We start from the raw sequence: 22,067 nt of genomic DNA, 5'->3' as shown, positions 1-22,067 counted from the left end.
AAGATAAAATTATGGAAACTACATTGATTATCGGATTTGTGATTTTAACCATTGTATTATGGTCTTGGGCAATTCTAGATATTATAAAATCGAAATTTAAAAGCCCAATAATGAATATAATTTGGCTTTTAGGAGTTCTGCTTCTTCCTGTTTTAGGTTCAATATTGTATTTCCAATTGAGAAAAAAGTATGTGATTAAAGAACCAAGAAAATTTCAACCCAATTTTAATAAAACGGAATTAAAAACAACTGAATAAAACACTCTAAATCGGAAAAGAACGCAGAATTTACTCTTAAAGAATTATTACTCTAACGGAATTTATAAATGTTGCGTAAAACTGATCTGAAAAATAGAATTAAATCTTTCGGAGTTTAGCAAGTTTCGGAATTGAAAAAACTGAAAGAAAAATTTAGCGGAATAAAAAACTGCGTAGAACACCGTATATAATTTATTGCTAGTTCTAGCCTACTTACGAAAATCCTTGCGGATTTTCTATCCAATATTTATTTATTAACTTAGTTGCTTAAACACGCAACAAACCATATACATAAACGTTGTGCGTCATTTAAGAAAAATCGAAAACGAAAGAAATTGAGTTGGATAAATAAAATATTTGGAACAAAAAAGGTAGAGGGAATTCCAACTCGAAAAATTGACTATATCCAAATAACTAAGGATTGGAACGCAGACCCAGTTTCACCTGAAATTGAATTAAAAGTGGACGGAATTGACTTAATAATGGATATTTATCTCAATCATTTTCAATTCAACAAATATCAGGAAGGCGACAAAGTTAAAATCCGATTTAAAAACTGTGCGAAATATTCTCTGAATACTTGCAATGACGAAGGGTATTCCTATGGACAATATAGAACAAATCACAACGAATTACCTTGGGGAGAATTCTATGAAATTAAAAGCGGATTAGATAAAGAGTTGCCGAATCCGATTGAGAAAATTCAAACTAGCAATTCTGACAGAAAACATTTTATTTTCTTTTTTAAAGACGAGACATTTGAATGTCTTGCTTCTGATTATTATTTAGATTTTTACAACGAAAAAGTACTAAACCAATGTAAAAAAAACTATAATGTTGTTTTAGAAGGCAAAGAAATTGGAACTTCTAAACTAGAAAAAGCAGATGCACCAATGGGTGTTGCATTTGGACTAATTGAATTCAATGGAATAGAAACGCCATACGAATTCTTTAAAGAATACTGCTTGAAAAATAATATTGTAATAAATACTGACGACCCAGAATTTGAATTTATTGATACTAAAGTAATATCAGAATTAAAAGTATTGAGACAGGACGGACTTGAAATAAAAGGAGTTGCCGGAAATGCAATTACAGGAATGAAAAATGAAGGATATGAAATCTCAATTTTGGGAATAAGTTACCCATTTTATGAAGAGGAATTTCCTCATCATGTTGAACATTATAGAAATATGTATAAATCGGAATAAAAACGAACGCACAACAGTGTATAAAAAACATAGGGCATTTGCGCTAAACCGAAAGTTCAGTGAATATTTATAAAGTCCGCTAAATATAAAATTTGGCGTTTATAGTAGAAAAGATAAAAGCAAAATATTTATATTTAGCTAAGTAATAAACCGAAACGATAGTGCTTATTTATTGCCCTACGTTTCTTATAATAAACGTTGGGCATAATTTAAACGAATGATAGAGATTCACATTTTACAGTTCTTTTTAGGAGTAATCCTATTTTTTATAATCAATTGGATTGGAAGACATTCTTATTCTGTTGGATATATGCAAATTTCAATGTTCTTGAAAGTTGAAGAAGCACCTGCTTTTAACTTTCTGTTCCGAATAATTAGCCCAATTGTTTACCTTTTTATCGTCTCAGCTATTCTGTACAAGCTTGGATTAGACAAATTCGTAGCTAATGTTTTCTTTATTTCTATTTACTACATCTTATTCCGTTTAGCATTTAATCTAGCCACTAATCGTGGACTTTTAATGAATTGGTATAGACAAGTGCTTTATTGGATTTCAATCGTTTCAATTTCTTATTTCGCCTATACAGAAATCATATATAAAAAAGAGAATATACTTCCCGACTTTGATACAATTTCAAATGAATTATGGATTATAATATTAATTTTTTTATTTCACACCCTGAATAGAATTAGAATATCTTCTGACAAAACCATCGAGAGAAAGGAAAATTATTTAAAAAGTCGCCTTTCGTCTTTTAAAGAAAAGTATTCTGATTTAGTCAATGAAAATCTAAATAATGACAAACTTAAATCTATAGCTTATGCTATAATGATTTATGAAGATTTCAACAGACCAAAAGCTGCTCGATTAGTTGAAAATGCTCGTTTTAAAATTACAGGTAAAAAACATTCTCTTGGACTAATGCAAGTCCAAACAAGTGAATTTATCAATGACAGAAAAAGTGTTGAATTAGGTATTGAAAAACTCAATAAAGCTTACAATAAAGAAATTAAAAAAAGAGGATTAGACAGAAAAGAATCTATTGAGATTTTATTACCAGATGCTTGGAGCAATGAATGGTCTATGGAAAGAAGAATTGTTTCTAATTATAACAAAGACGACAACTATGTTGATGAAATTCGAACTTTAACAGAAAAAATATTTGAATTAAATACTTCACAAAATAAAACATACTTATTTCCTACTTACAACGGAGATAAAAATGATTACTATGGAGAAGAAGAATAAAAACTATGCCCAACACCGTATAAAAATAATTGCGGCTTAGTCCTTAATCAAAGGTCGTTGCGTGTTTGTTACGTCTGATTTTCCTTCGGAAAATCCTCGCATACAAACCCGCAACTATCCTTATACATAAACGTTGTATGCAATACCGGAACGATGAACGAAACCGCTGAAAAAATCCTAAAAAACAAATCCGATTATAGAAGGAATCTAGAGTTTTTGGATACAAAATATAACGGAATATTTTCAAGAAAATTAATAAAAGAAAAAAATGAGATTAATATTCTATCTCTATTTTCTGAAATGGAATTTGGATATGTCCTAAATCAATTATTTTCAGAAGTAATTTACGAACCAAAGATAAATGGAAAAACCCCAGATTGGTTAGTAAAATCTGAAAATCAAAATATCATATTTGAAGTAAAGAAAATAAATCCAATTGAAAAAGAATTAAATAATAAAATTGAATCATTTAAAAAAGATGAATACTTTGGAAATACTCAAAGTTCATTTATTACTTCAATTAATAATTTCATCCCACAAATCTCAAAAATCACTAACAAAGAAGAAACATACAGAGATTTAATTAAAATAGATAACTACAAATTAATTATTTGTATTGATGTAATTAACTTACAAAAAGATTTTATAACAGATAATGACTTAAAAGAATATTTAGACTTTGAAAGTAAATATTCAATTCTGAAAAATTATCCTGAATTCTGTGAAAACGTAGCAGGAATTATTGGGAAACCTATTTTCGGTAATTTAGTCTTTATTGAAAATAAAATTTCTAAATTTAATATTAATAAAAGTAATTTGAATATAATTGAGAATATTTAAAGTACTGCATACAACATCGTATAAAAATAATGCTTAGTTTAGTACTTAATCAAAGGTTAGTGCAGTTTTGCTAGCTTCTGATTTTCCTTCGGAAAATCCTCGCACACAAAACCGCACTATTCTTATACATAACCGTTGTATGCAATACCGGAACGATGAACGAAACCGCTGAAAAAATCCTAAAAAACAAATCCGATTATAGAAGGAATCTAGAGTTTTTGGATACAAAATATAACGGAATATTTTCAAGAAAATTAATAAAAGAAAAAAATGAGATTAATATTCTATCTCTATTTTCTGAAATGGAATTTGGATATGTCCTAAATCAATTATTTTCAGAAGTAATTTACGAACCAAAGATAAATGGAAAAACCCCAGATTGGTTAGTAAAATCTGAAAATCAAAATATCATATTTGAAGTAAAGAAAATAAATCCAATTGAAAAAGAATTAAATAATAAAATTGAATCATTTAAAAAAGATGAATACTTTGGAAATACTCAAAGTTCATTTATTACTTCAATTAATAATTTCATCCCACAAATCTCAAAAATCACTAACAAAGAAGAAACATACAGAGATTTAATTAAAATAGATAACTACAAATTAATTATTTGTATTGATGTAATTAACTTACAAAAAGATTTTATAACAGATAATGACTTAAAAGAATATTTAGACTTTGAAAGTAAATATTCAATTCTGAAAAATTATCCTGAATTCTGTGAAAACGTAGCAGGAATTATTGGGAAACCTATTTTCGGTAATTTAGTCTTTATTGAAAATAAAATTTCTAAATTTAATATTAATAAAAGTAATTTGAATATAATTGAGAATATTTAAAGTACTGCATACAACATCGTATAAAAATAATGCTTAGTTTAGTACTTAATCAAAGGTTAGTGCAGTTTTGCTAGCTTCTGATTTTCCTTCGGAAAATCCTCGCACACAAAACCGCACTATTCTTATACATAACCGTTGTAGGTAATTTACCAACCCAATAAACTGAATGGAAAAAATTCAAAATCAAAAACACACCAAAGAAACTTTTTACTACTGTTTATCAAGAATGCTTGAACGAGCATCTTACTATGGTTTAAGAATACTCCTGCTCTTGCATATGACAGGAATAATTCTACAAATGGATAGAACAGAAGCATTGAGTCTTTTTGGATGGTTTGCAGGTTCATTAGTGGTTTCACAAATTATTGGCGCACTACTTGGAGATTTAATTATAGGAAATAAAAAAGCAATAATTTTTGGTGGAATTATTCAGGCTTGTGGAGCATTTACTCTTTGTAGTGCTTCAACTTATGGACTGTATATTGGAATGTTTCTTGTAGTTTTAGGTAGCGGACTTTATACGCCAAATATTATCTCAAATTTCGGGAAATTATATTTGAGTAAAACCAAACTATTAGATTCAGGGTTTACAATATTTTATTTAGCAATAAATTTAGGCTCTTATCTTGGAGCCTCACTGATTGGGTCTTCTGGAGAAAAATATGGTTATAATATTGGATTTATAATATCTGGAATACTAATGCTAATATCGATAATTCCCATACTCATATCTAAAGATAAAATTGCAAAAGAAACTTTAAAAAATGAATTATCAATAGGCAATAGAATTTTAAACATTTCAATTGCTTTCACTGTTGTAGGGCTTTTTTGGGGCATTTACAAAATCTCAAATATTCGAATTTTTGATTTACAATTAGAATTCAGTGAAATTTCTACTCTTGGTATCCCTAAACATTTATGGCAATCTATTAACTTTTACTTTTTCATACCAATTAGTGTAATCGCAATTATAGTATGGACATATTTCTATAGCTCACAATTTTTTAAATTAATGATTGGCTTTATTTTTGGAGCAATCTCATTCGGTATTTTATTTCTAATTCCAGAAGTTCCTAATGAACAACATGCAATTTTATATTTGTTATCATTATTATTTCTTGGTATTTCGGAAATTTATATTTCGCCAATTATCCATTCAATATTAACAAAATATTCTAACCCAAAATATCTAGCTATTCTAATTAGTTTGGCATTTTTACCAACAAGGTTAATCGCTTTAATTTTTGGTTTGTTTAATGAAAGATTTTATGAAAATCCAGTTCTAGGATTAAAATTTGGAATAATTACTATGACTGTTATTAGTATTGGACTTATCGCACTTGTGTTTTGGAATAAAAAAAACTACCTACAACAAAGTACTGTGGTGAAAAACAAGTAAAATCCCATTAATTTTTCACTAAAACACTTCTATAGCTTTCATCATATATTAATCCTGATTTAGCAATAGCAAAAGCTTGTTTTAATAGCTTATTACAAATTGCAATTAATGCTAATTTTTTACTCTTTCCTTTTGCAACTATTCGCTCATAAAGTTCTCGACAAGCTTTATTACATTTACATGCATTAAGGCTGCACATAAATAATAAATTACGAAGCTTTTGATTACCCATTTTACTAATTCTTGGTCGCCCTTTTACACTACTTCCACTTTGTTTAATTACTGGTGTTAATCCTGCATAACTACATAATTCACTTGCGCTTTTAAAGCGATCAAAACCTCCTGTTAAAACTATTAGCATAATAGATGTTTTTGGACCAATACTTGGAATCGTTTTTAAACGAGTTAATAGATCTTGATGAGTTAGGTTCACTAAGGCCAACAACTTATCCTCTAAGTTTTTTTTTTCTTTACCAAGGTATTTTAAACTGCGTTTTAAGGATCTTACGACTGCTTTACTGGGCGCTCCCAAAACAGTTTCTCCATGCAATTTGTTTTTTATCATTGTACTTTGTTTAGTATAGATAGAAAGCGCTCGGGTAATTTGAAAACATTCTATTTCATTCTTAGAATTACCTTGCCAAAGCTTTAATTCTACTTTCTGAGCATACTCACAAATAAGCTTAGAATCGCTCTTGTCTGTCTTGATTTTTGATAGCTTCATCTGTATAAATCGTTTAACAGATAATGGATTCTCTACAGACAATTTTATACTAGACTCTAACAAATAATATGCTAATTGATAATGATAATAACCTGTAGCTTCCATTACACAATGACTATAAGTATTCTATAGTTTTGTAAACTTCCTAAAGCCTCCCACATTGTTTTTAAACTGATAGTAATTACCATCAGAATCGGTAACATCAAATACTAAATAACTAATGTCAATTCCAAAATATTTTATATCTTTATTCATAAGAAAATGTTTTTTGAAAGGACAATCTACGCGAGTTTCAACGACTTAAAAGCGAGGTCTTAAAGCCTCATAGAACTGTACGAAATCTGTGTAGAAAAGAGAGGTGATTTTCAATGTTGACGAGATCTAAGTCTCTGCGTGTATAATAACCTTAATCCTCTCTTTTGTGCTTTCTGTTTATTTATCTAATTTAAGGATAATACAAACTTAAGACGTGTATAATTAATTGCTTGGTTCACTGCCGACTTACGAACATTCCTTCGGAATATTCTATCTGTGATTTATTTGCTAAATTAGTTGCCTAACCACGCAACTAACCATACACAAAACCGTTAGCAACAATTGTAGAAACTCCCTCAAGCGGAAAAACACCAAGATAAAAACTACTGTTTTTTTTTTCAAGCAAAACGCTGAAAAACTTACTCAAAATCGGAATTAACTCTTGCCGAATTTTGGCTTGTTCGAGAATGGAATTGCGGAATAAAAAAAAGCCTAGCTTTAGTCGCGAAATTTTTTTTGAATTTTAAGAAAGTATTATCGAAAAAAATGTGTCGCGGAATTTTCACACAAACGGAATTACTAAATATCTGAATTTAAGCTCATTAAAAGCTAGGTACGTATTCGGTGCTTAGATAATATGAAATATAAATTAAATCTCTGATTTCAAGCTTTATACAAAGTTATGGATAGTTTCTCTTTCTCATGTACACTCATAACCATAATAATCAATTGATTGATTTTAGGCTCATCTTGATACATGAAATGTTAAAGTTTGTTAAATCGAGACCAATTCGGTGACCTCTAAAAAGCATCCCTTTTGGAAGGCCTATAAATACTAGAAAGTTGAAATTCTCGTCGTTGTCTCCGACTCCACAAAAACCTCATAATAAACAATTTATGAGGTTTTTTATATAACTACACTTAATTACAACTCTAATTTAAAATTTCAAGTCTAGGGTCTAAAATAGCTTTATACTCAACTTTCATATCATCGCTCAAAAATGATTCTCCAACCACGCTTAAAGCATCCTTTTTAAATTCTTTAAAACGGTTTAACACACTATTGATTTGCTTTTTAGATAACCCTAAGTCAGTTCCAAAATCTAGAAAATTTTGAAGTGTTATTTTTTTCTTTTTCCCAGCAATAATCAAAGCTAGTTCTTCTGTATCTTCTGGATTAACAATGACTGTGTTCAATAAATCATAAGCAGGTGATAATGACCAACCATAAAATGTTTTAATCATGGAAAAGTTTTTTAAATGCATATCGTTATTTCCTATGAGGTAACTAAAAATAGTGAGCTCAAAAAAACGAAGTTTATCTAATAATGTATTATCTGCATAAGCCTCAATTGCTTTTCCTATACGCTCCATTGAACCTCGATATTTATCGAAAGCCTCTGTTACTTGAAACATATCAATCATATGTATTTTAGACCCATCCTCTGCCCTGTCAATTCGTTTGGTGATATAAGACAATTCTCCTGAAGCTAATTTAATCAAAGAATGAGGCACAACATCAATATTAAATAAATCTACCATTTTCATAGTTAAATGTTCATTTGATGGCATTTCTTCATAATCCTTTGATGGTGGCTTAAAAATATAATTCCCTCCTAATGCGACAACTATTGTTAACCTGCTATCCGTTTTATCTTCATTTAATAATGAAATAAATAATTTAGGTTGCACACCAGGAACCGAAACACTTCGTTCAACAACTTTTTTTGCCAACTTATTCATTTCATCTAATGAATACTCAATTATTGGTGTTGTTTCAGTACCAAAAAAAGCTAAGCTACATTCTGTATGAAAATCATTGCCTGTATCAACCTCTTTATAACAGTATAAATACTTACTGCTCCAATGCAGTTCTGACAACAAGTTAATAGCAAACCCATTTTGTCGTTTTTATTAATTTTCCAACTTTTAGATGCTATACCTAATAACCAACCTTCAGGAATTAAGCCTTCAAAAAAAAGCAAACAAACGCTTTTCTTTGTACTCTTGTACTCTTGTACTCTTGTACTCTAACAGGCATAGTAAAAGTTATGAAATTTCCTGTATATTTATTTACATATTCAGTCTCATACTTAAATGTAAAATCTCCATCATTGGTCTCTGTTAAAAGATCACTAAATAGGGTATTGTAATATATTTTAGCTTGTCTCATTATCATCTAATTCTTTTAAACTCATAGGTACAAGTTTGTGACCAAACATTTTTAAAACTTGATTCACTTTACCCAAGTTTAAATTTGTTTTGTTTTGTTCTATTTTTCGGATTACCGTAAGCGCTACTCCTGCTCTATCTGCAAATTCTTTCTGAGTTAAATCGACTTCTTTTCTACGCTCCTTTACAAAATCTGCTAATTCTTTCATTATATGTAATTAAATATAAATTATACAAATAATCAACTTATATACGCAATTACATATAAAATAAGAAAATCTTGTTTACAACAATAGTTAAACGACTCGATTATCAAAGATTACTAATTTTTGAGATGATTAGATTTATATCCTCATTCAAAAAGTTCGAACTCTTTTGCTCGGAGTCCACTTTCTCCCCTCTAAAGCATTGATTTTAGAGTGTTTATTTTTTAGACGTATGCACTAAAGCACCATAAAGAGGCAGAAGAACTGCGCCTCCAGAAATTGCCAAAATTAATAATGCAGATACCGTTTTAGTAAATTCACCTAATCCTATTTATGCTAAAGGCCAAATTGCTGGCCAAACTAAAGCGTTTGCAATGCCTAGTGCTGCAACAAAAAAAACAGGTGCAAATCTGTTAGCAAAAACAATGCAAAATCAAAGTATAATCCCTAAAATTTTGAAATTAATTTAAAAAAGCGCTATTTTATAAAATAGTGCTTTTTATTTTTTTCCATGTTTTTATTAATAAAAAACCTGAAACGACCGATACTGCAGTTAATATTAAAGCTAAATTATATTCTCCATAAATATAGTATCCAGTTGCAAACATGCAACTGTATATTAATACGCAACCTAAAAGCATAGCATACAACCCAGAAGGCACACTCCAACCTTGGTTATTATCTTTAAGTATAATACCTTCTTTTTCGGCATCGTTAATTACTTTTTGCCATCCTGGACCTCCAGGTTGAATTTTGTTATAGAATTTTTGAAGCACCTCATTACTCTCTGGTTGCGTAACATATGTAGCAATAAGCCAAATAATTGTGGTAATTAAAACAACCGCTGGATATTGATAATAGTCTGGAAACATCCCTGATTCTGCTCCAAAAAAGAACATTCCTGCAGGAGTTAATTTTAGAATAATTGAGATAATACCAGAAGCAAACATAGCTGTTATTTCGCTCCAAGCATTAATTCTCCACCAAAACCAACGCAGAATAAAAATTAAACCTGTACCTGCTCCAAACATTAATAAAACATCAAAAAGTTGTAATGCATTTTGAAGTAATAATGCTAAAACAGAACTTAAAACCATAAGTACAACTGTTGAAACCCTACCTACAAACACTAATTTTTTTTCTGATGCATTAGGATTAATTTGTTGCTTATAAAAATCATAAACCATGTATGAAGATCCCCAATTTAATTGAGTAGAAATAGTAGACATATATGCTGCAATTAAAGATGCTAAAACCAGGCCTAATAGACCGCTAGGGAGTTTTGTTAACATTGCTGAATACGCTAAATCATGACCCAACTTATCGTTAGTAACATTAGGAAAAGCCTCCTGTATACTCGCTAAATCTGGGAATACGACTAAAGAAGCTAAAGCCACCATAATCCATGGCCAAGGACGTAAAGCATAATGCATAATATTAAAAAAAAACGTTGCACCAATAGCATGATTTTCGTCTTTTGCAGCTAACATTCTTTGTGCAATATAACCACCTCCTCCAGGTTCTGCTCCAGGATACCAAGAACTCCACCATTGTACCGCTAAAGGAATAATAAAAAGTGTTATTAATGCATTTGTATCATTAAAATCCGGTAATATTGAAAGCTTATCTGAAACATTCTCGTTGTTTAACAAAGCCTCTAAACCTCCAACTTCTGGAATGTTAATTAAATAGTAAGCTGCACCAATAGCTCCTCCCATTGCAACAAAGAATAAAACAAAATCTGTATAAACAACACCTTTAAAACCGCCTAAAGCACTAAATACAACTGTTATTAAACCAGCACTAATTACTGTTTGCCATGGCTCTAAGCCCAACATAATACCTCCTATTTTAATTGCTGCTAATGTTACTGCAGACATTGTAATAACATTAAAAATAACACCTAAATAAACAGCTCTAAATTTCCTTAAAAATTTTGCTGGCTTACCTCCATATCTAAATTCATAAAACTCTATATCTGTTTTCACGTTAGATTTTCGCCATAATTTAGCATAGACAAAGACTGTTAACAATCCTGTAATTAAAAAAGCCCACCATACCCAATTACCAGAAACACCATTAGTTCTAACAATATCTGTAACTAGATTAGGTGTATCTGTAGAAAACGTTGTAGCAACCATAGATACGCCTAACAACCACCAAGGCATTGTGCGACCTGAAAGAAAAAACTCTGAAGAGCTCTTTCCTGATTTTTTTGAAACATAGATACCAATGGATAGTGTTATCACAAAGAATATTATTATTAATGCATAATCTAAAGTGCTTAAGGATACCATATATGTTATTTTTTAGTGCTTTTATGCAAAAAATATTTAAACGTAATGTTTAATCTTTCTTTACTTTTTTAATCTATATCGCCCAATTTATAGAATTTTTATGAATTTGTCTGAGGTTTTTTTAGCCTATCGCAATACATTGATACTATTCTTACATTGATATTGTTTTAGAAAAAAGTAAACTCTATTTAAATTCATTTTTTGACTGACCAAAATACTATTAAAGATTTTAGTTTCAAAACAACACATTTTCTAAATACATAAGAAGAATCACGGAACATAAATGCGTTTCATTTTTTAATTCTGTATTTAATGGGCATTTTATTTTAACCACAACAACCATATATATTAGCTAGTTACATGTGAGTTATTATGTCATTACCAAAAAACAGCGCGTTTATTTATGCTAAAAAGCACGAAAATCTATATTTTCAAGCGGCAATAACCTAATGGGTAACAATGTTCATGTAGACTAATTTGTTCTCTGTGGAAAGAATAAGATAAGTTTATACACAGCTATAACATCAAGAAGAAAAAACCATGGGTTTATTTAAAATTATTTCACATTAAAAACACTAGAAAGACGATAAAACGTATGACTCCTAAAAAGGCGAGACCAAAAAACAACCATTGAATAGGTTTAACTTTCTCTTTAAGAAAATAAATAGCAAAAAAAGTTGCAAAAACTGGAGCTATATAACGTATTGAAACTGCTGTTCCCATAGCTATATATTTTAAGGACAAAAAGAAAAGCACCATGGGAATTAACCCAAAAATGCTTCGCATTATTAATAATTTCTTTTGGTTTCCTTTTAGTGAAATTTTGTTTTTTAATAAAAAAGGCAGTGATAAAAAATCACTACCTTTAATTTATTAATTCTGTATCGCTATTTTAGGACCTCACAAGTCTTTAAAAAGAAACTTAAAGTTTAATATCTAAGTCTACATGTTCCCATTCTGAAAAACCGCCTTTTAAATCGTATATTTTTTTAAAGCCAGCTTGCAACAGTTTATCAGCGCACTTAGCGCTTCTAGCTCCTCTTTGACAATATAATATTACAGGTTTTTCTTTATCTAATTTAGTAATATCATCTTCAAAAGTAGGTGAATTAAAATCTATATTTTGAGAATTCGAAATATGCCCTGCTTTATGCTCTGCTGGAGTTCTTACATCTACTAATTGCACATTTTCTAGGTCTATTAATGTCTGCATTTCTTCAATAGAGACTACTGTAATTCCATTTTTAGTTTTTGTAGAACAGCTAAATACACTTATCATTAAAACTAATACGATTACTATTGTTGATTTTTTCATTGTTTTTATTTTTTACTTCCGCAAAGACGGAATTTTTTTGATTGATTGATTGATTGATTGATTGATTGATTGATTGATTGATCTATTCTTCGACTTCTCCTGTCCATTCTGAAAACCCACCCATTAAATTGTAAGTGTTTTCAAATCCCATTTGATTCATGAGTGCACATGCTTGACCACTTCTTCCGCCAGCTTTGCAATACACATAATAATTTTTATTTTTATCTAATGCTTCCAATTCATAGACAAAGGCCTGGCCTTTAAATATATTTAGATTCTTAGCATTTGGTATAAACCCGTCTGCAACCTCTTCTTCAGTTCTTACATCTAATAAAAAAGCATTTTCGTCTGCTTTTAGTTGTTGAGCCCATTGCTCTTGTGATAAATCTGCCATTGTTATTTTTTAAAGTGCAAAGTTAATGAAATTAACTTTTCCTTAAAATATAGACGAAAAAAAACATAAAGTGTTACATCCACAACTCATTTTTTAATATTTACGTTAAAATTAATTTGATTTTTAGCATTCAATTTATATCTTTGACCTTTATACTAAATATGAACGCAAATTTAAATTATACTTGGTGGTGGACTTCTCGAAAAACAATTCGTGAATAAACTCTTACGTATATTTAATTAAACATACAAAAGGCTTGTCATTCACGACAAGCCTTTTTTTTTATTCTGAATTTGTTTCAGAATCTTAAATAAAAATAACATCTCATTAATTGAGATACTGAAAATAAATTCAGAATAAATGAAGACTTTTAGCCTTTACACCAATTACAAAAAAATCCTTGCAGATACTATTACACCTGTGAGTATCTACTTAAAAATTCGCGATAAATTTCCGAATAGCATCTTATTAGAAAGTAGTGACTATCATGCAAGTGATAATAGTTTTTCTTACATCTGTTTTAATCCTATTGCTTCTATCAAAGTTTCAGGAGATACTATTGAGCAAAAATTCCCAGATGGTAGTATGCTAAGAAATCGTACTACAGATGTTCCTAAAATGATACATAAGTTCACGCAACGTTTCAAGGTCACTTCTGATGAAGATTTTAAATTTATAAACAATGGTGTTTTTGGTTACACCTCTTATGATGCTGTAAAGTACTTTGAAGACATTGAAATTTCAAAAAAACCAAATTCAATAGATATACCAGATATTTATTACGCAGTTTACCAAAATATTATTGCCATTAATCATTTTAAAAATGAGGCTTATATTTTCGCACATTGCTTTAATGATAATGCCAGTAATATTGATGAAATATTACATTTAATAAAGTCTACAAATTTTGCCTCTTACGAGTTTTCTACAGATTCAGAGATTGAATCGAACTTAACTGATAACGAATATAAAGAACATGTAACATTAGCAAAACAACACTGTGCTCGAGGTGATGTTTTTCAACTTGTGCTTTCGAAAAAGTTTTCTCAAAAATTTAAAGGTGACGAGTTTAATGTCTATCGCGCTTTACGAAGCATTAATCCTTCTCCATATTTATTCTATTTCGATTATGGCGATTTTAAAATATTTGGAAGTTCACCTGAAGCACAATTAGTTGTAAACGAAGGTATCGCAGAAATCCATCCTATTGCAGGAACATTTAAACGTACTGGAAACGATGAAAAAGACACAGAATTAGCAAAACAATTGGCTAGTGATGAAAAAGAAAATGCTGAACATGTTATGCTTGTTGACTTAGCCAGGAACGATTTAAGTAGACATGGAAGCCAAGTAAAAGTTGAAACATATAGAGAAGCACAGTTTTTCTCTCATGTTATACATTTGGTAAGTAAGGTTACAGGAAAAATACACGACAATACACCAACTATGCAAGTAGTTGCAGATACATTTCCTGCAGGAACTTTAAGTGGTGCTCCAAAACATAACGCGATGCAACTTATTGAGAAATACGAAAAAACCAGTCGTGCATTTTATGGAGGAGCTATTGGTTTTATGGATTTTAATGGTAATTATAATCATGCAATTATGATAAGAACATTCTTAAGTAAAAATCACGAATTGCATTGGCAAGCTGGAGCTGGTTTGGTTTCTAAATCTAATCCAGAAAGTGAATTGCAAGAGGTGTATAATAAATTAGGAGCGTTGACAAATGCTATTGAATTAGCAAAAGAAATTTAATATGAAAAAAGTATTAGTAATAGACAACTACGATAGTTTCACATACAACTTAGTTCATTATTTAGAAGACTTAGGTTGTAAAGTTACTGTAAAACGAAACGACAAATTAACTTTAGAAGAGGTTAACGCATTCGATAAAATAGTACTATCACCAGGTCCTGGAATTCCAGATGAAGCTGGTTTATTAAAAGCCATTATTAAACAATATGCTCCAACAAAAAGTATTCTTGGCGTTTGTTTAGGACAACAAGCTATAGCCGAAGTTTTTGGCGGAAGTTTAGTAAATTTAGATACCGTCTTTCATGGTGTAGCTACCAAAGTTGATATTACTGTTGATAATGAATCGTTATTTAAAGGCATGGAAAAAACCATAGAAGTTGGCAGGTATCATTCTTGGGTTGTAAATGCAAATTTACCAGAACAATTGGAGGCTACTTCTTTCGATAAAAACGGACAAGTAATGTCTTTAAGACACAGACTTTACGACGTAAAAGGAGTACAATATCATCCAGAAAGTGTATTAACACCTAATGGAAAACAAATTTTAGAAAACTGGATTAATAGTTAGTTAGCAGTTAGCAGTTAGCAGTTAGCAGTTAGCAGTTAGCAGTTAGCAAAATTGAAATTAATTAGAACTAAACAAAAATATAATAAAAGTGAAAGTCCTAAATCAATTCAGAGAATTGAACATCAAAATTAAGAAATAATGATCGAAGGAATGGAGACGCAAAGCGAAGCTTTAAGCACGTAATCTCGAAAGAGAATGATGCTTTAGCAATTTCCTGAGTTTGATCGTGATTTTTTGGTTCCTTTTGTATCAAGACAAAATGAACAGAAATAAAAAAGAAGTATAATAAATAAGATACCTGCTTTCGCAGGCATTAATATGAAACAAATACTAAACAGATTAATAAATCACGAGAACATCTCAAGCCTAGAAGCTAGAAATGTATTGGTTAATATTTCTGAAGGGAAATATAACCAAAGTCAAATTGCATCGTTTTTAACAGTTTTCATGATGCGTAGCATTACACTAGAAGAGCTTAAAGGTTTTCGCGATGCGCTTTTAGAACTTTGCATCCCAGTAAATTTATCAGATTTTAATGCCATAGATTTGTGTGGCACTGGAGGCGATGGAAAAGACACGTTCAACATTTCTACTTTATCCTCTTTTGTAACTGCTGGAGCAGGTGTAAAAGTTGCCAAGCATGGAAACTATGGTGTGTCATCTGCTTCAGGATCTTCAAATGTTATGGAGGCTTTAGGTATTCATTTTTCTAATAAATCAGACTTTTTAAAATATTCTATAGATCAAGCAGGAATATGCGTGTTACACGCACCTTTATTTCATCCTGCCATGAAACATGTTGCTCCTATTCGTAAAGAATTAGGTGTTAAAACCTTTTTTAACATGCTTGGACCTATGGTAAACCCTTCATTTCCAAAAAACCAAATGGTAGGTGTTTTTAACCTAGAATTACAAAGGCTTTATGGTTATTTATATCAAAATACAGACAAAAACTATAGCATAGTTCATGCGTTAGATGGTTATGACGAAATCTCTTTAACTGGAGAAACTAAGATAATTTCTAATAATTCTGAAACGATATTAAGTCCTTCAGATTTAAAAGTAGACCAAATAGAACAATCAGAAATCTTTGGAGGCACATCTGTAAAAGAAGCTGCTAAAATTTTCAAAAGTATTATTAAAGGTAAAGGAACTGAAGCACAAAACAATGTTGTTTGCGCAAATGCAGGATTAGCAATTGCAACCGTAAATAAAATATCGCATCAAGATGGATTTCAACTTGCTAAAGAAAGCTTAGAAAGTGGTAGAGCTAAAGCAAGTTTACAGCGCTTAATAGAATTGAGTAAATAAAAATGTCACTTCGAGTGATTTTGAGGGACGAAAAATTGTATCGAGAAGTATAAAAAAATTCTCGATACAATTTCGCTAAAAACCGAAACCACTCGAGCAGACAAGAATACTAAAACATGGATATTTTAACCAAAATAGTAAACGATAAGCGCATAGAAGTAAACCTTCGAAAGCAACTTATTCCTACAAAACAATTAGAACAATCTATTTTGTTTGAAAGGGAAACGATCTCTTTAGCTAATAAACTTAGAAACAGTACTACAGGAATTATTGCAGAACATAAACGACGTTCTCCGTCGAAACAAATTATAAATCACGATTTAAATATTTTTGATGTAGCAAAAGGTTACGAAGAAGCAGGCGTTTGCGGTATGTCTGTTTTAACAGATGGCAAATATTTTGGAGGTTCTTTGGACGATTTGCTAACAGCACGAGCAAGCTGTAACCTGCCTCTACTTCGTAAAGAATTTATTATAGATACTTATCAAATAATAGAAGCCAAAGCTTATGGTGCAGATGTTATTTTATTAATAGCTGCCATACTAACAAAAAACGAAATAAAACAGTTTTCGGAACTCGCAAAAAGCTTAAATTTAGATGTTCTTTTAGAAGTCCATAACGAAGAAGAGCTAAATAAATCTATAATGCCTAGTTTAGATATGTTAGGCGTAAACAATAGAAATTTAAAAACGTTCGACGTTAGTTTAGAAACAAGTAAACAATTAAGTGCATTAATTCCAAACGACTTTGTAAAAGTATCAGAAAGTGGAATTAGTAATATAGAAGCCATTAAAACTTTACAACCTTTTGGCTATAAAGGATTCTTAATAGGAGAAAACTTTATGAAAACAAAAAATGCTGGAGAAAGCGCAAAACAATTTATAAAAGATTTAAGACTATGAAACTAAAAGTATGCGGAATGAAAAATGAAAACAACATCCTTGATGTTGCAGATATTAAACCAGAATATATGGGTTTCATTTTTTACGAAAAATCATCACGTTATTTTGATAGCGTTATTCCAGAAATTTCAGAAGACATAAACAAAATTGGCGTTTTTGTAAATGCTACTTTCGATTTTATAAGAGGTAAAGTAGAAAAGCACAATCTTCAAGGTGTACAATTACATGGTGGTGATGAAACGCCAGAATTGTGCGAAAGACTTAAAGCATTAGACTTAACAGTTATTAAAGTGTTTTCTGTAAAAAATCAATTCGATTTTAAAGTCTTAGAGCCTTTTGAGGACGTTTGCGACTATTATTTATTCGATACAAAAGGAAAAGAACCTGGTGGAAACGGTTATACTTTTAACTGGAATATCTTTAAAAAATATCCATCTATAAAACCATATTTTTTAAGTGGAGGTATTGGTCCAAACGAAATGGAAGCGCTACTTCTATTCTTAAAAAGACCAGAATCCGATCTTTGTTGCACTTTAGATTTAAACAGTAAGTTCGAAACAGCAGCAGGAATAAAAGACTATACAAAACTAAAAGATTTTCGCAAAAAATTAGTAGAAGCTAATTATATAAAAGAAGATTAAATAATTATTTCATGTCGTTCCGTTAAGCGTATTAATACAAATATCGGAATCCATTATTTACAGAAAACACATGACATACAATATTAACGACAAAGGATATTACGGAGAATTTGGAGGCGCATACATTCCAGAAATGCTCTATCCAAATGTTGAAGAATTACGCCAAAACTATCTTAAAATAATGGCAGAACCTTCTTTTAAAGAAGAGTTTGATCAGTTATTAAAAGATTACGTTGGACGCCCTTCTCCACTCTACTTAGCTAAAAGGTTAAGCGAAAAATACAATACAAAAATCTACTTAAAACGAGAAGATTTAAACCATACAGGAGCACATAAAATAAACAATACTATTGGTCAAATTCTAATGGCGCAGCGTTTAGGCAAAAAACGAATTATTGCCGAAACTGGAGCTGGACAACACGGAGTTGCAACAGCAACTGTTTGTGCACTTATGGGCTTAGAATGTATTGTTTACATGGGCGAAATTGATATTGCACGTCAAGCTCCAAACGTTGCAAGAATGAAAATGTTAGGTGCAACCGTAGTTCCTGCGTTATCAGGAAGTCGTACATTAAAAGATGCCACTAACGAAGCCATAAGAGACTGGATTAACAATCCTGTAAACACCCATTACATTATTGGTAGTGTTGTAGGACCTCATCCTTATCCAGATATGGTTGCTCGTTTTCAAGCAGTCGTATCCGAAGAGATGCAATGGCAATTACAAGAAAAAGAAGGCAAAACCACGCCAGATTACGTAATAGCTTGCGTTGGTGGTGGTAGTAATGCTGCTGGTGCTTTTTATCATTATTTAGAAAATACAGACGTAAAGTTAATAGCAGTAGAAGCTGCCGGAAAAGGTGTTCATTCTGGAGAAAGCGCGGCAACATCTGCACTTGGTAAAGAAGGCGTTATACATGGTAGCAAAACGTTGTTAATGCAAACTGGCGACGGACAAATTACAGAACCATACTCTATTTCTGCAGGTTTAGATTATCCTGGTATTGGTCCAATGCACGCACATTTATATAAAACAGGTCGTGCAGAATTTATTTCAATAACAGACGATCAAGCCATGAATGCAGGATTAGAATTATCTAAGCTAGAAGGTATTATTCCAGCCATAGAAAGTTCGCATGCATTAGCCGTTTTCGAACAGAAAAAATTTAAACCAGAAGACGTTGTTGTTTTAAGTCTTTCTGGTCGTGGAGACAAAGACTTACAAAATTATATAGACTATTTCAATCTATAAAATTATTTGGGCGTTACCGCAAGGGTCAGGCTTTCAAGGCTCGCTCTCTGCGAGGAGCTCAAACAAACCTTTCAATCCTTAACGCAGTGAGAAGTGAGAAGTGAGAAGTGAGAAGTGAGAAGTGAGCAGTGAGCAGTGAGCAGTGAGCAGTGAGCAGTGAGCAGTGAGCAGTGAGCAGTGAGCAGTGAGCAGTGAGCAGTGAGCAAAAATAAAAAAAGAAAACAACATAGGACGAACAATAATTTAATAAAATAAAAGTCCTAAATCAATTCATAGAATTGAACGACAAGACGAAGAATAGATAAAGAAAAGCTCCGAAAACAGGAGTGCAGACTTTTTTGGTCTGTGCGACGCGGAGTTTTCGAATCGGTTTCAGTTTAAAAAACTAAAAATCCCTTTGCTTGTCCGTGATTTTTTTTGCTTAGTTTATCCTGAGCGTAGTCTAAGGATTTTGCATCAAGGCAAAATGAACGTAAATAAAATTTAATTAGATTACGTATTCAATTACGCAATTACAAAATAAATTCATTTTAAAATGAACAGAATAAACCAAAAACTAAAAGAAAACAAAAAGCTATTAAGCATCTACTTTTCGGCAGGTTATCCTAATTTAAACGATACTGTTTCAATAATAGAAAACCTTGAAAAAAATGGAACAGATATGATAGAAATTGGTCTACCATTTAGCGATCCTTTAGCAGATGGACCAACAATACAAGCCAGTTCTACACAAGCTCTAAAAAACGGAATGACAACCGATGTTCTTTTTAATCAACTAAAAGACATTCGTAAAACCGTTTCTATCCCATTAATTATAATGGGTTATTTTAATCCAATGCTTCAATATGGAGTAGAAGCCTTTTGTAAAAAGTGTCAAGAAATTGGTATCGACGGTTTAATTATTCCAGATTTACCTGTCGATGTTTATAACGACCAATACAAAGCTACTTTCGAAAAATACGGATTAATAAACGTGTTTTTAATTACACCACAAACAAGTGTAGAGCGTATAAACTTTATCGATTCTATTTCTAACGGATTTATTTACATGGTAAGTAGTGCAAGTGTAACAGGAAGTAATTCTGGTTTTGGAGAAGAACAAACGGCATATTTTAAACGTATTGCAGACATGAAATTAAAAAATCCGCAAATTGTAGGTTTCGGTATTTCAGATAATAAAACATTCTCACAAGCTACAGAATATGCAAAAGGTGCTATTATTGGTAGTGCTTTTATTAAACACTTATCTAAAAACGGAACAGATAAAATAGATTCTTTTGTAGATACTATTTTAAAATAGACCAAATTATGAAGGACAATATTATATACAGAGCAGCAACTCTAGAAGACATCCCAACACTTTTAGATTTCGAGCAAGAACTAATTGCTTACGAGCGTCCTTTCGATTCTAATTTAAAAGACAGCTGCACTTATTATGATTTAGACTACCTAATAACATCTAGTAAAGCTCAGCTTATTGTAGGCAGCTTTAATAAGGTAATTATAACCTGTGGCTATGCTAAAATTGTGCAAGCAAAACACTATCATAAAAATACCGAATACTCTTATATGGGATTTATGTATGTTAATCCTGAGTTTAGAGGACAAGGTATTATTCAAGAAACAATAGCACAACTTAAAAAGTGGTCTGTTTCTAAAAACATTTTAGAAGCTCGTTTAGAGGTTTATAATGACAATACTTCAGCTTTAAAAGCCTATGAAAACAATGGTTTTAAAAAGCATATGATTGAAATGAAAATACATCTAAAATAAACCAATGAAAATACTTAACGACCTCAAAATTACTTTGCTATTATGCCTTACTTTAGGCTTAGCTCCTTTTTTACCAGAACCTCATCTTTGGGGAAAGCTAAAATGGATTTTTGGAGGAGGAAATGGCATGCGAATTAAAGACTGGTTCGATGTAGTACTTCATGGCTTTCCTTGGGTTCTTTTAATTCGTATAATAATTCTAAAATTCTTCAAAAAAAATGGCGCTTAATATTGTTTTAATAGAACCCGAAATACCAAACAACACTGGAAATATTGGAAGATTAGCTTTAGCTTCTGGTTCTAATCTACACTTAGTAAAACCGTTTGGATTTGAAATTACAGATGCACGACTAAAACGTGCTGGATTGGATTATTGGCAACATCTTAATTTGTATTATTATGACAGTGTTGCCGATTTTTTCAATAAAAATGAAAACAAAAAAATGGTGTTTCTTTCTAGTCATGGTACAAAAGACCATTGGGATATTGAATTTGAAGATGATTTGTTTTTAGTCTTTGGAAAAGAGTCTAAAGGACTCTCCAAATCTATAACAGAAAACAATCCTGATAAATTATTTAAAATCCCACTTTATAGTGAGCATGTACGTAGTTTAAATTTAGCAAATGCCGTAAGCATTGTTACTTACGAAGGTTTAAGACAGCTAAGTAGTTTAAAATAAAATCAGTAAAAAACACAAAGA

Annotated in this window: 24 protein-coding genes and 2 pseudogenes; 16 read left to right on the top strand and 10 right to left on the bottom strand. The window is 30.9% G+C overall.

Annotation, left to right across the window (positions count from 1 at the left end; all coding sequences use genetic code 11):
• Positions 1–11 precede the first annotated feature (11 nt).
• The 6 genes from CW733_RS00655 (at position 12) to CW733_RS00630 (ending at position 5,798) form a co-directional block, all read left to right on the top strand.
• On the top strand, positions 12–257 hold the full coding sequence (locus tag CW733_RS00655) for a PLDc N-terminal domain-containing protein (RefSeq protein WP_100994752.1): 246 nt from the start codon (positions 12–14) through the stop codon (positions 255–257).
• A 335-nt stretch (positions 258–592) separates the two neighbouring features.
• Positions 593–1,468, top strand: coding sequence for a hypothetical protein (locus CW733_RS00650; RefSeq protein WP_157811502.1), 876 nt, complete (start codon positions 593–595; stop codon positions 1,466–1,468).
• Positions 1,469–1,685: 217 nt separating this feature from the next.
• Positions 1,686–2,717 carry a hypothetical protein gene (locus CW733_RS00645; protein WP_100994749.1) on the top strand — a complete coding sequence of 344 codons (1,032 nt, stop codon included), beginning with the start codon at positions 1,686–1,688 and terminating at the stop codon, positions 2,715–2,717.
• A 153-nt stretch (positions 2,718–2,870) separates the two neighbouring features.
• The gene (locus CW733_RS00640) at positions 2,871–3,557 is read left to right on the top strand and encodes a hypothetical protein (RefSeq protein WP_100994747.1); all 687 of its coding nucleotides are present in this window, start codon (positions 2,871–2,873) and stop codon (positions 3,555–3,557) included.
• A gap of 155 nt (positions 3,558–3,712) precedes the next feature.
• The gene (locus CW733_RS00635) at positions 3,713–4,399 is read left to right on the top strand and encodes a hypothetical protein (RefSeq protein ID WP_100994747.1); all 687 of its coding nucleotides are present in this window, start codon (positions 3,713–3,715) and stop codon (positions 4,397–4,399) included.
• A gap of 166 nt (positions 4,400–4,565) precedes the next feature.
• Complete coding sequence (locus CW733_RS00630; protein WP_100994746.1) at positions 4,566–5,798, top strand: MFS transporter; 1,233 nt, start codon at positions 4,566–4,568, stop codon at positions 5,796–5,798.
• Between the two features lie 7 nt (positions 5,799–5,805).
• Here CW733_RS00630 and CW733_RS00625 read toward each other — a convergent pair.
• From CW733_RS00625 to CW733_RS00585, 10 genes and pseudogenes are all read right to left on the bottom strand, one after another.
• A pseudogene (locus CW733_RS00625) lies at positions 5,806–6,777 on the bottom strand (IS110 family transposase).
• 933 nt (positions 6,778–7,710) lie between these two features.
• Complete coding sequence (locus tag CW733_RS00620) at positions 7,711–8,658, bottom strand: HipA domain-containing protein (RefSeq protein WP_369806618.1); 948 nt, start codon at positions 8,656–8,658, stop codon at positions 7,711–7,713.
• Positions 8,571–8,762 (bottom strand): HipA N-terminal domain-containing protein, encoded by a 192-nt coding sequence (locus CW733_RS16745; protein ID WP_369806617.1) that lies wholly within the window; start codon positions 8,760–8,762, stop codon positions 8,571–8,573. The genes CW733_RS00620 and CW733_RS16745 overlap by 88 nt, the downstream gene beginning before the upstream one ends.
• The gene (locus CW733_RS16740) at positions 8,741–8,950 is read right to left on the bottom strand and encodes a HipA N-terminal domain-containing protein (RefSeq protein WP_369806616.1); all 210 of its coding nucleotides are present in this window, start codon (positions 8,948–8,950) and stop codon (positions 8,741–8,743) included. Before CW733_RS16740 ends, CW733_RS16745 begins: the two co-directional genes overlap by 22 nt.
• Entirely contained in the window at positions 8,937–9,158 is a 222-nt protein-coding gene (locus tag CW733_RS00610) for a helix-turn-helix domain-containing protein (protein WP_100994744.1), read from the bottom strand. Before CW733_RS00610 ends, CW733_RS16740 begins: the two co-directional genes overlap by 14 nt.
• A gap of 220 nt (positions 9,159–9,378) precedes the next feature.
• A pseudogene (locus tag CW733_RS16560) lies at positions 9,379–9,558 on the bottom strand (glucose/galactose MFS transporter); the annotation flags it as partial.
• 79 nt (positions 9,559–9,637) lie between these two features.
• Positions 9,638–11,452, bottom strand: a complete 1,815-nt coding sequence (locus CW733_RS00600; RefSeq protein WP_100994742.1) for a sodium:solute symporter family protein — start codon at positions 11,450–11,452, stop codon at positions 9,638–9,640.
• 561 nt (positions 11,453–12,013) lie between these two features.
• Positions 12,014–12,298 (bottom strand): EamA family transporter, encoded by a 285-nt coding sequence (locus CW733_RS00595; protein ID WP_255411501.1) that lies wholly within the window; start codon positions 12,296–12,298, stop codon positions 12,014–12,016.
• Between the two features lie 76 nt (positions 12,299–12,374).
• A complete protein-coding gene (locus CW733_RS00590; protein ID WP_100994738.1) occupies positions 12,375–12,767 on the bottom strand; it encodes a rhodanese-like domain-containing protein in 393 nt (130 codons plus the stop codon).
• Between the two features lie 82 nt (positions 12,768–12,849).
• Complete coding sequence (locus CW733_RS00585) at positions 12,850–13,161, bottom strand: rhodanese-like domain-containing protein (RefSeq protein ID WP_100994736.1); 312 nt, start codon at positions 13,159–13,161, stop codon at positions 12,850–12,852.
• A gap of 360 nt (positions 13,162–13,521) precedes the next feature.
• Between CW733_RS00585 and CW733_RS00580 the strand changes: the two genes are divergently transcribed.
• The 10 genes from CW733_RS00580 (at position 13,522) to CW733_RS00535 (ending at position 22,046) form a co-directional block, all read left to right on the top strand.
• Positions 13,522–14,919, top strand: a complete 1,398-nt coding sequence (locus CW733_RS00580) for an anthranilate synthase component I family protein (protein WP_100994734.1) — start codon at positions 13,522–13,524, stop codon at positions 14,917–14,919.
• A 1-nt stretch (position 14,920) separates the two neighbouring features.
• A complete protein-coding gene (locus CW733_RS00575) occupies positions 14,921–15,487 on the top strand; it encodes an aminodeoxychorismate/anthranilate synthase component II (RefSeq protein ID WP_100994733.1) in 567 nt (188 codons plus the stop codon).
• A 318-nt stretch (positions 15,488–15,805) separates the two neighbouring features.
• Positions 15,806–16,798: an anthranilate phosphoribosyltransferase gene (trpD, locus tag CW733_RS00570; RefSeq protein WP_100994731.1), complete on the top strand. Its 993-nt coding sequence runs from the start codon at positions 15,806–15,808 to the stop codon at positions 16,796–16,798.
• A 116-nt stretch (positions 16,799–16,914) separates the two neighbouring features.
• Positions 16,915–17,700: an indole-3-glycerol phosphate synthase TrpC gene (trpC, locus tag CW733_RS00565; RefSeq protein ID WP_100994730.1), complete on the top strand. Its 786-nt coding sequence runs from the start codon at positions 16,915–16,917 to the stop codon at positions 17,698–17,700.
• Positions 17,697–18,341 carry a phosphoribosylanthranilate isomerase gene (locus tag CW733_RS00560; protein ID WP_100994728.1) on the top strand — a complete coding sequence of 215 codons (645 nt, stop codon included), beginning with the start codon at positions 17,697–17,699 and terminating at the stop codon, positions 18,339–18,341. Before trpC ends, CW733_RS00560 begins: the two co-directional genes overlap by 4 nt.
• 70 nt (positions 18,342–18,411) lie before the next feature.
• Positions 18,412–19,593: a tryptophan synthase subunit beta gene (trpB, locus tag CW733_RS00555; RefSeq protein ID WP_100994726.1), complete on the top strand. Its 1,182-nt coding sequence runs from the start codon at positions 18,412–18,414 to the stop codon at positions 19,591–19,593.
• A gap of 535 nt (positions 19,594–20,128) precedes the next feature.
• Complete coding sequence (trpA, locus tag CW733_RS00550; protein WP_100994725.1) at positions 20,129–20,893, top strand: tryptophan synthase subunit alpha; 765 nt, start codon at positions 20,129–20,131, stop codon at positions 20,891–20,893.
• Between the two features lie 8 nt (positions 20,894–20,901).
• Positions 20,902–21,366 carry a GNAT family N-acetyltransferase gene (locus CW733_RS00545; RefSeq protein WP_100994723.1) on the top strand — a complete coding sequence of 155 codons (465 nt, stop codon included), beginning with the start codon at positions 20,902–20,904 and terminating at the stop codon, positions 21,364–21,366.
• A gap of 4 nt (positions 21,367–21,370) precedes the next feature.
• Complete coding sequence (locus tag CW733_RS00540; RefSeq protein WP_100994721.1) at positions 21,371–21,595, top strand: hypothetical protein; 225 nt, start codon at positions 21,371–21,373, stop codon at positions 21,593–21,595.
• Complete coding sequence (locus tag CW733_RS00535; protein WP_100994719.1) at positions 21,585–22,046, top strand: tRNA (cytidine(34)-2'-O)-methyltransferase; 462 nt, start codon at positions 21,585–21,587, stop codon at positions 22,044–22,046. Before CW733_RS00540 ends, CW733_RS00535 begins: the two co-directional genes overlap by 11 nt.
• Positions 22,047–22,067: the final 21 nt, after the last annotated feature.

Origin of the sequence: Lacinutrix sp. Bg11-31, from assembly GCF_002831665.1 — a bacterium.
GTDB lineage: Bacteria > Bacteroidota > Bacteroidia > Flavobacteriales > Flavobacteriaceae > Lacinutrix.
Note: the sequence above shows the minus strand (reverse complement) of the source record. Positions and strands in the feature narration are given on the sequence as shown.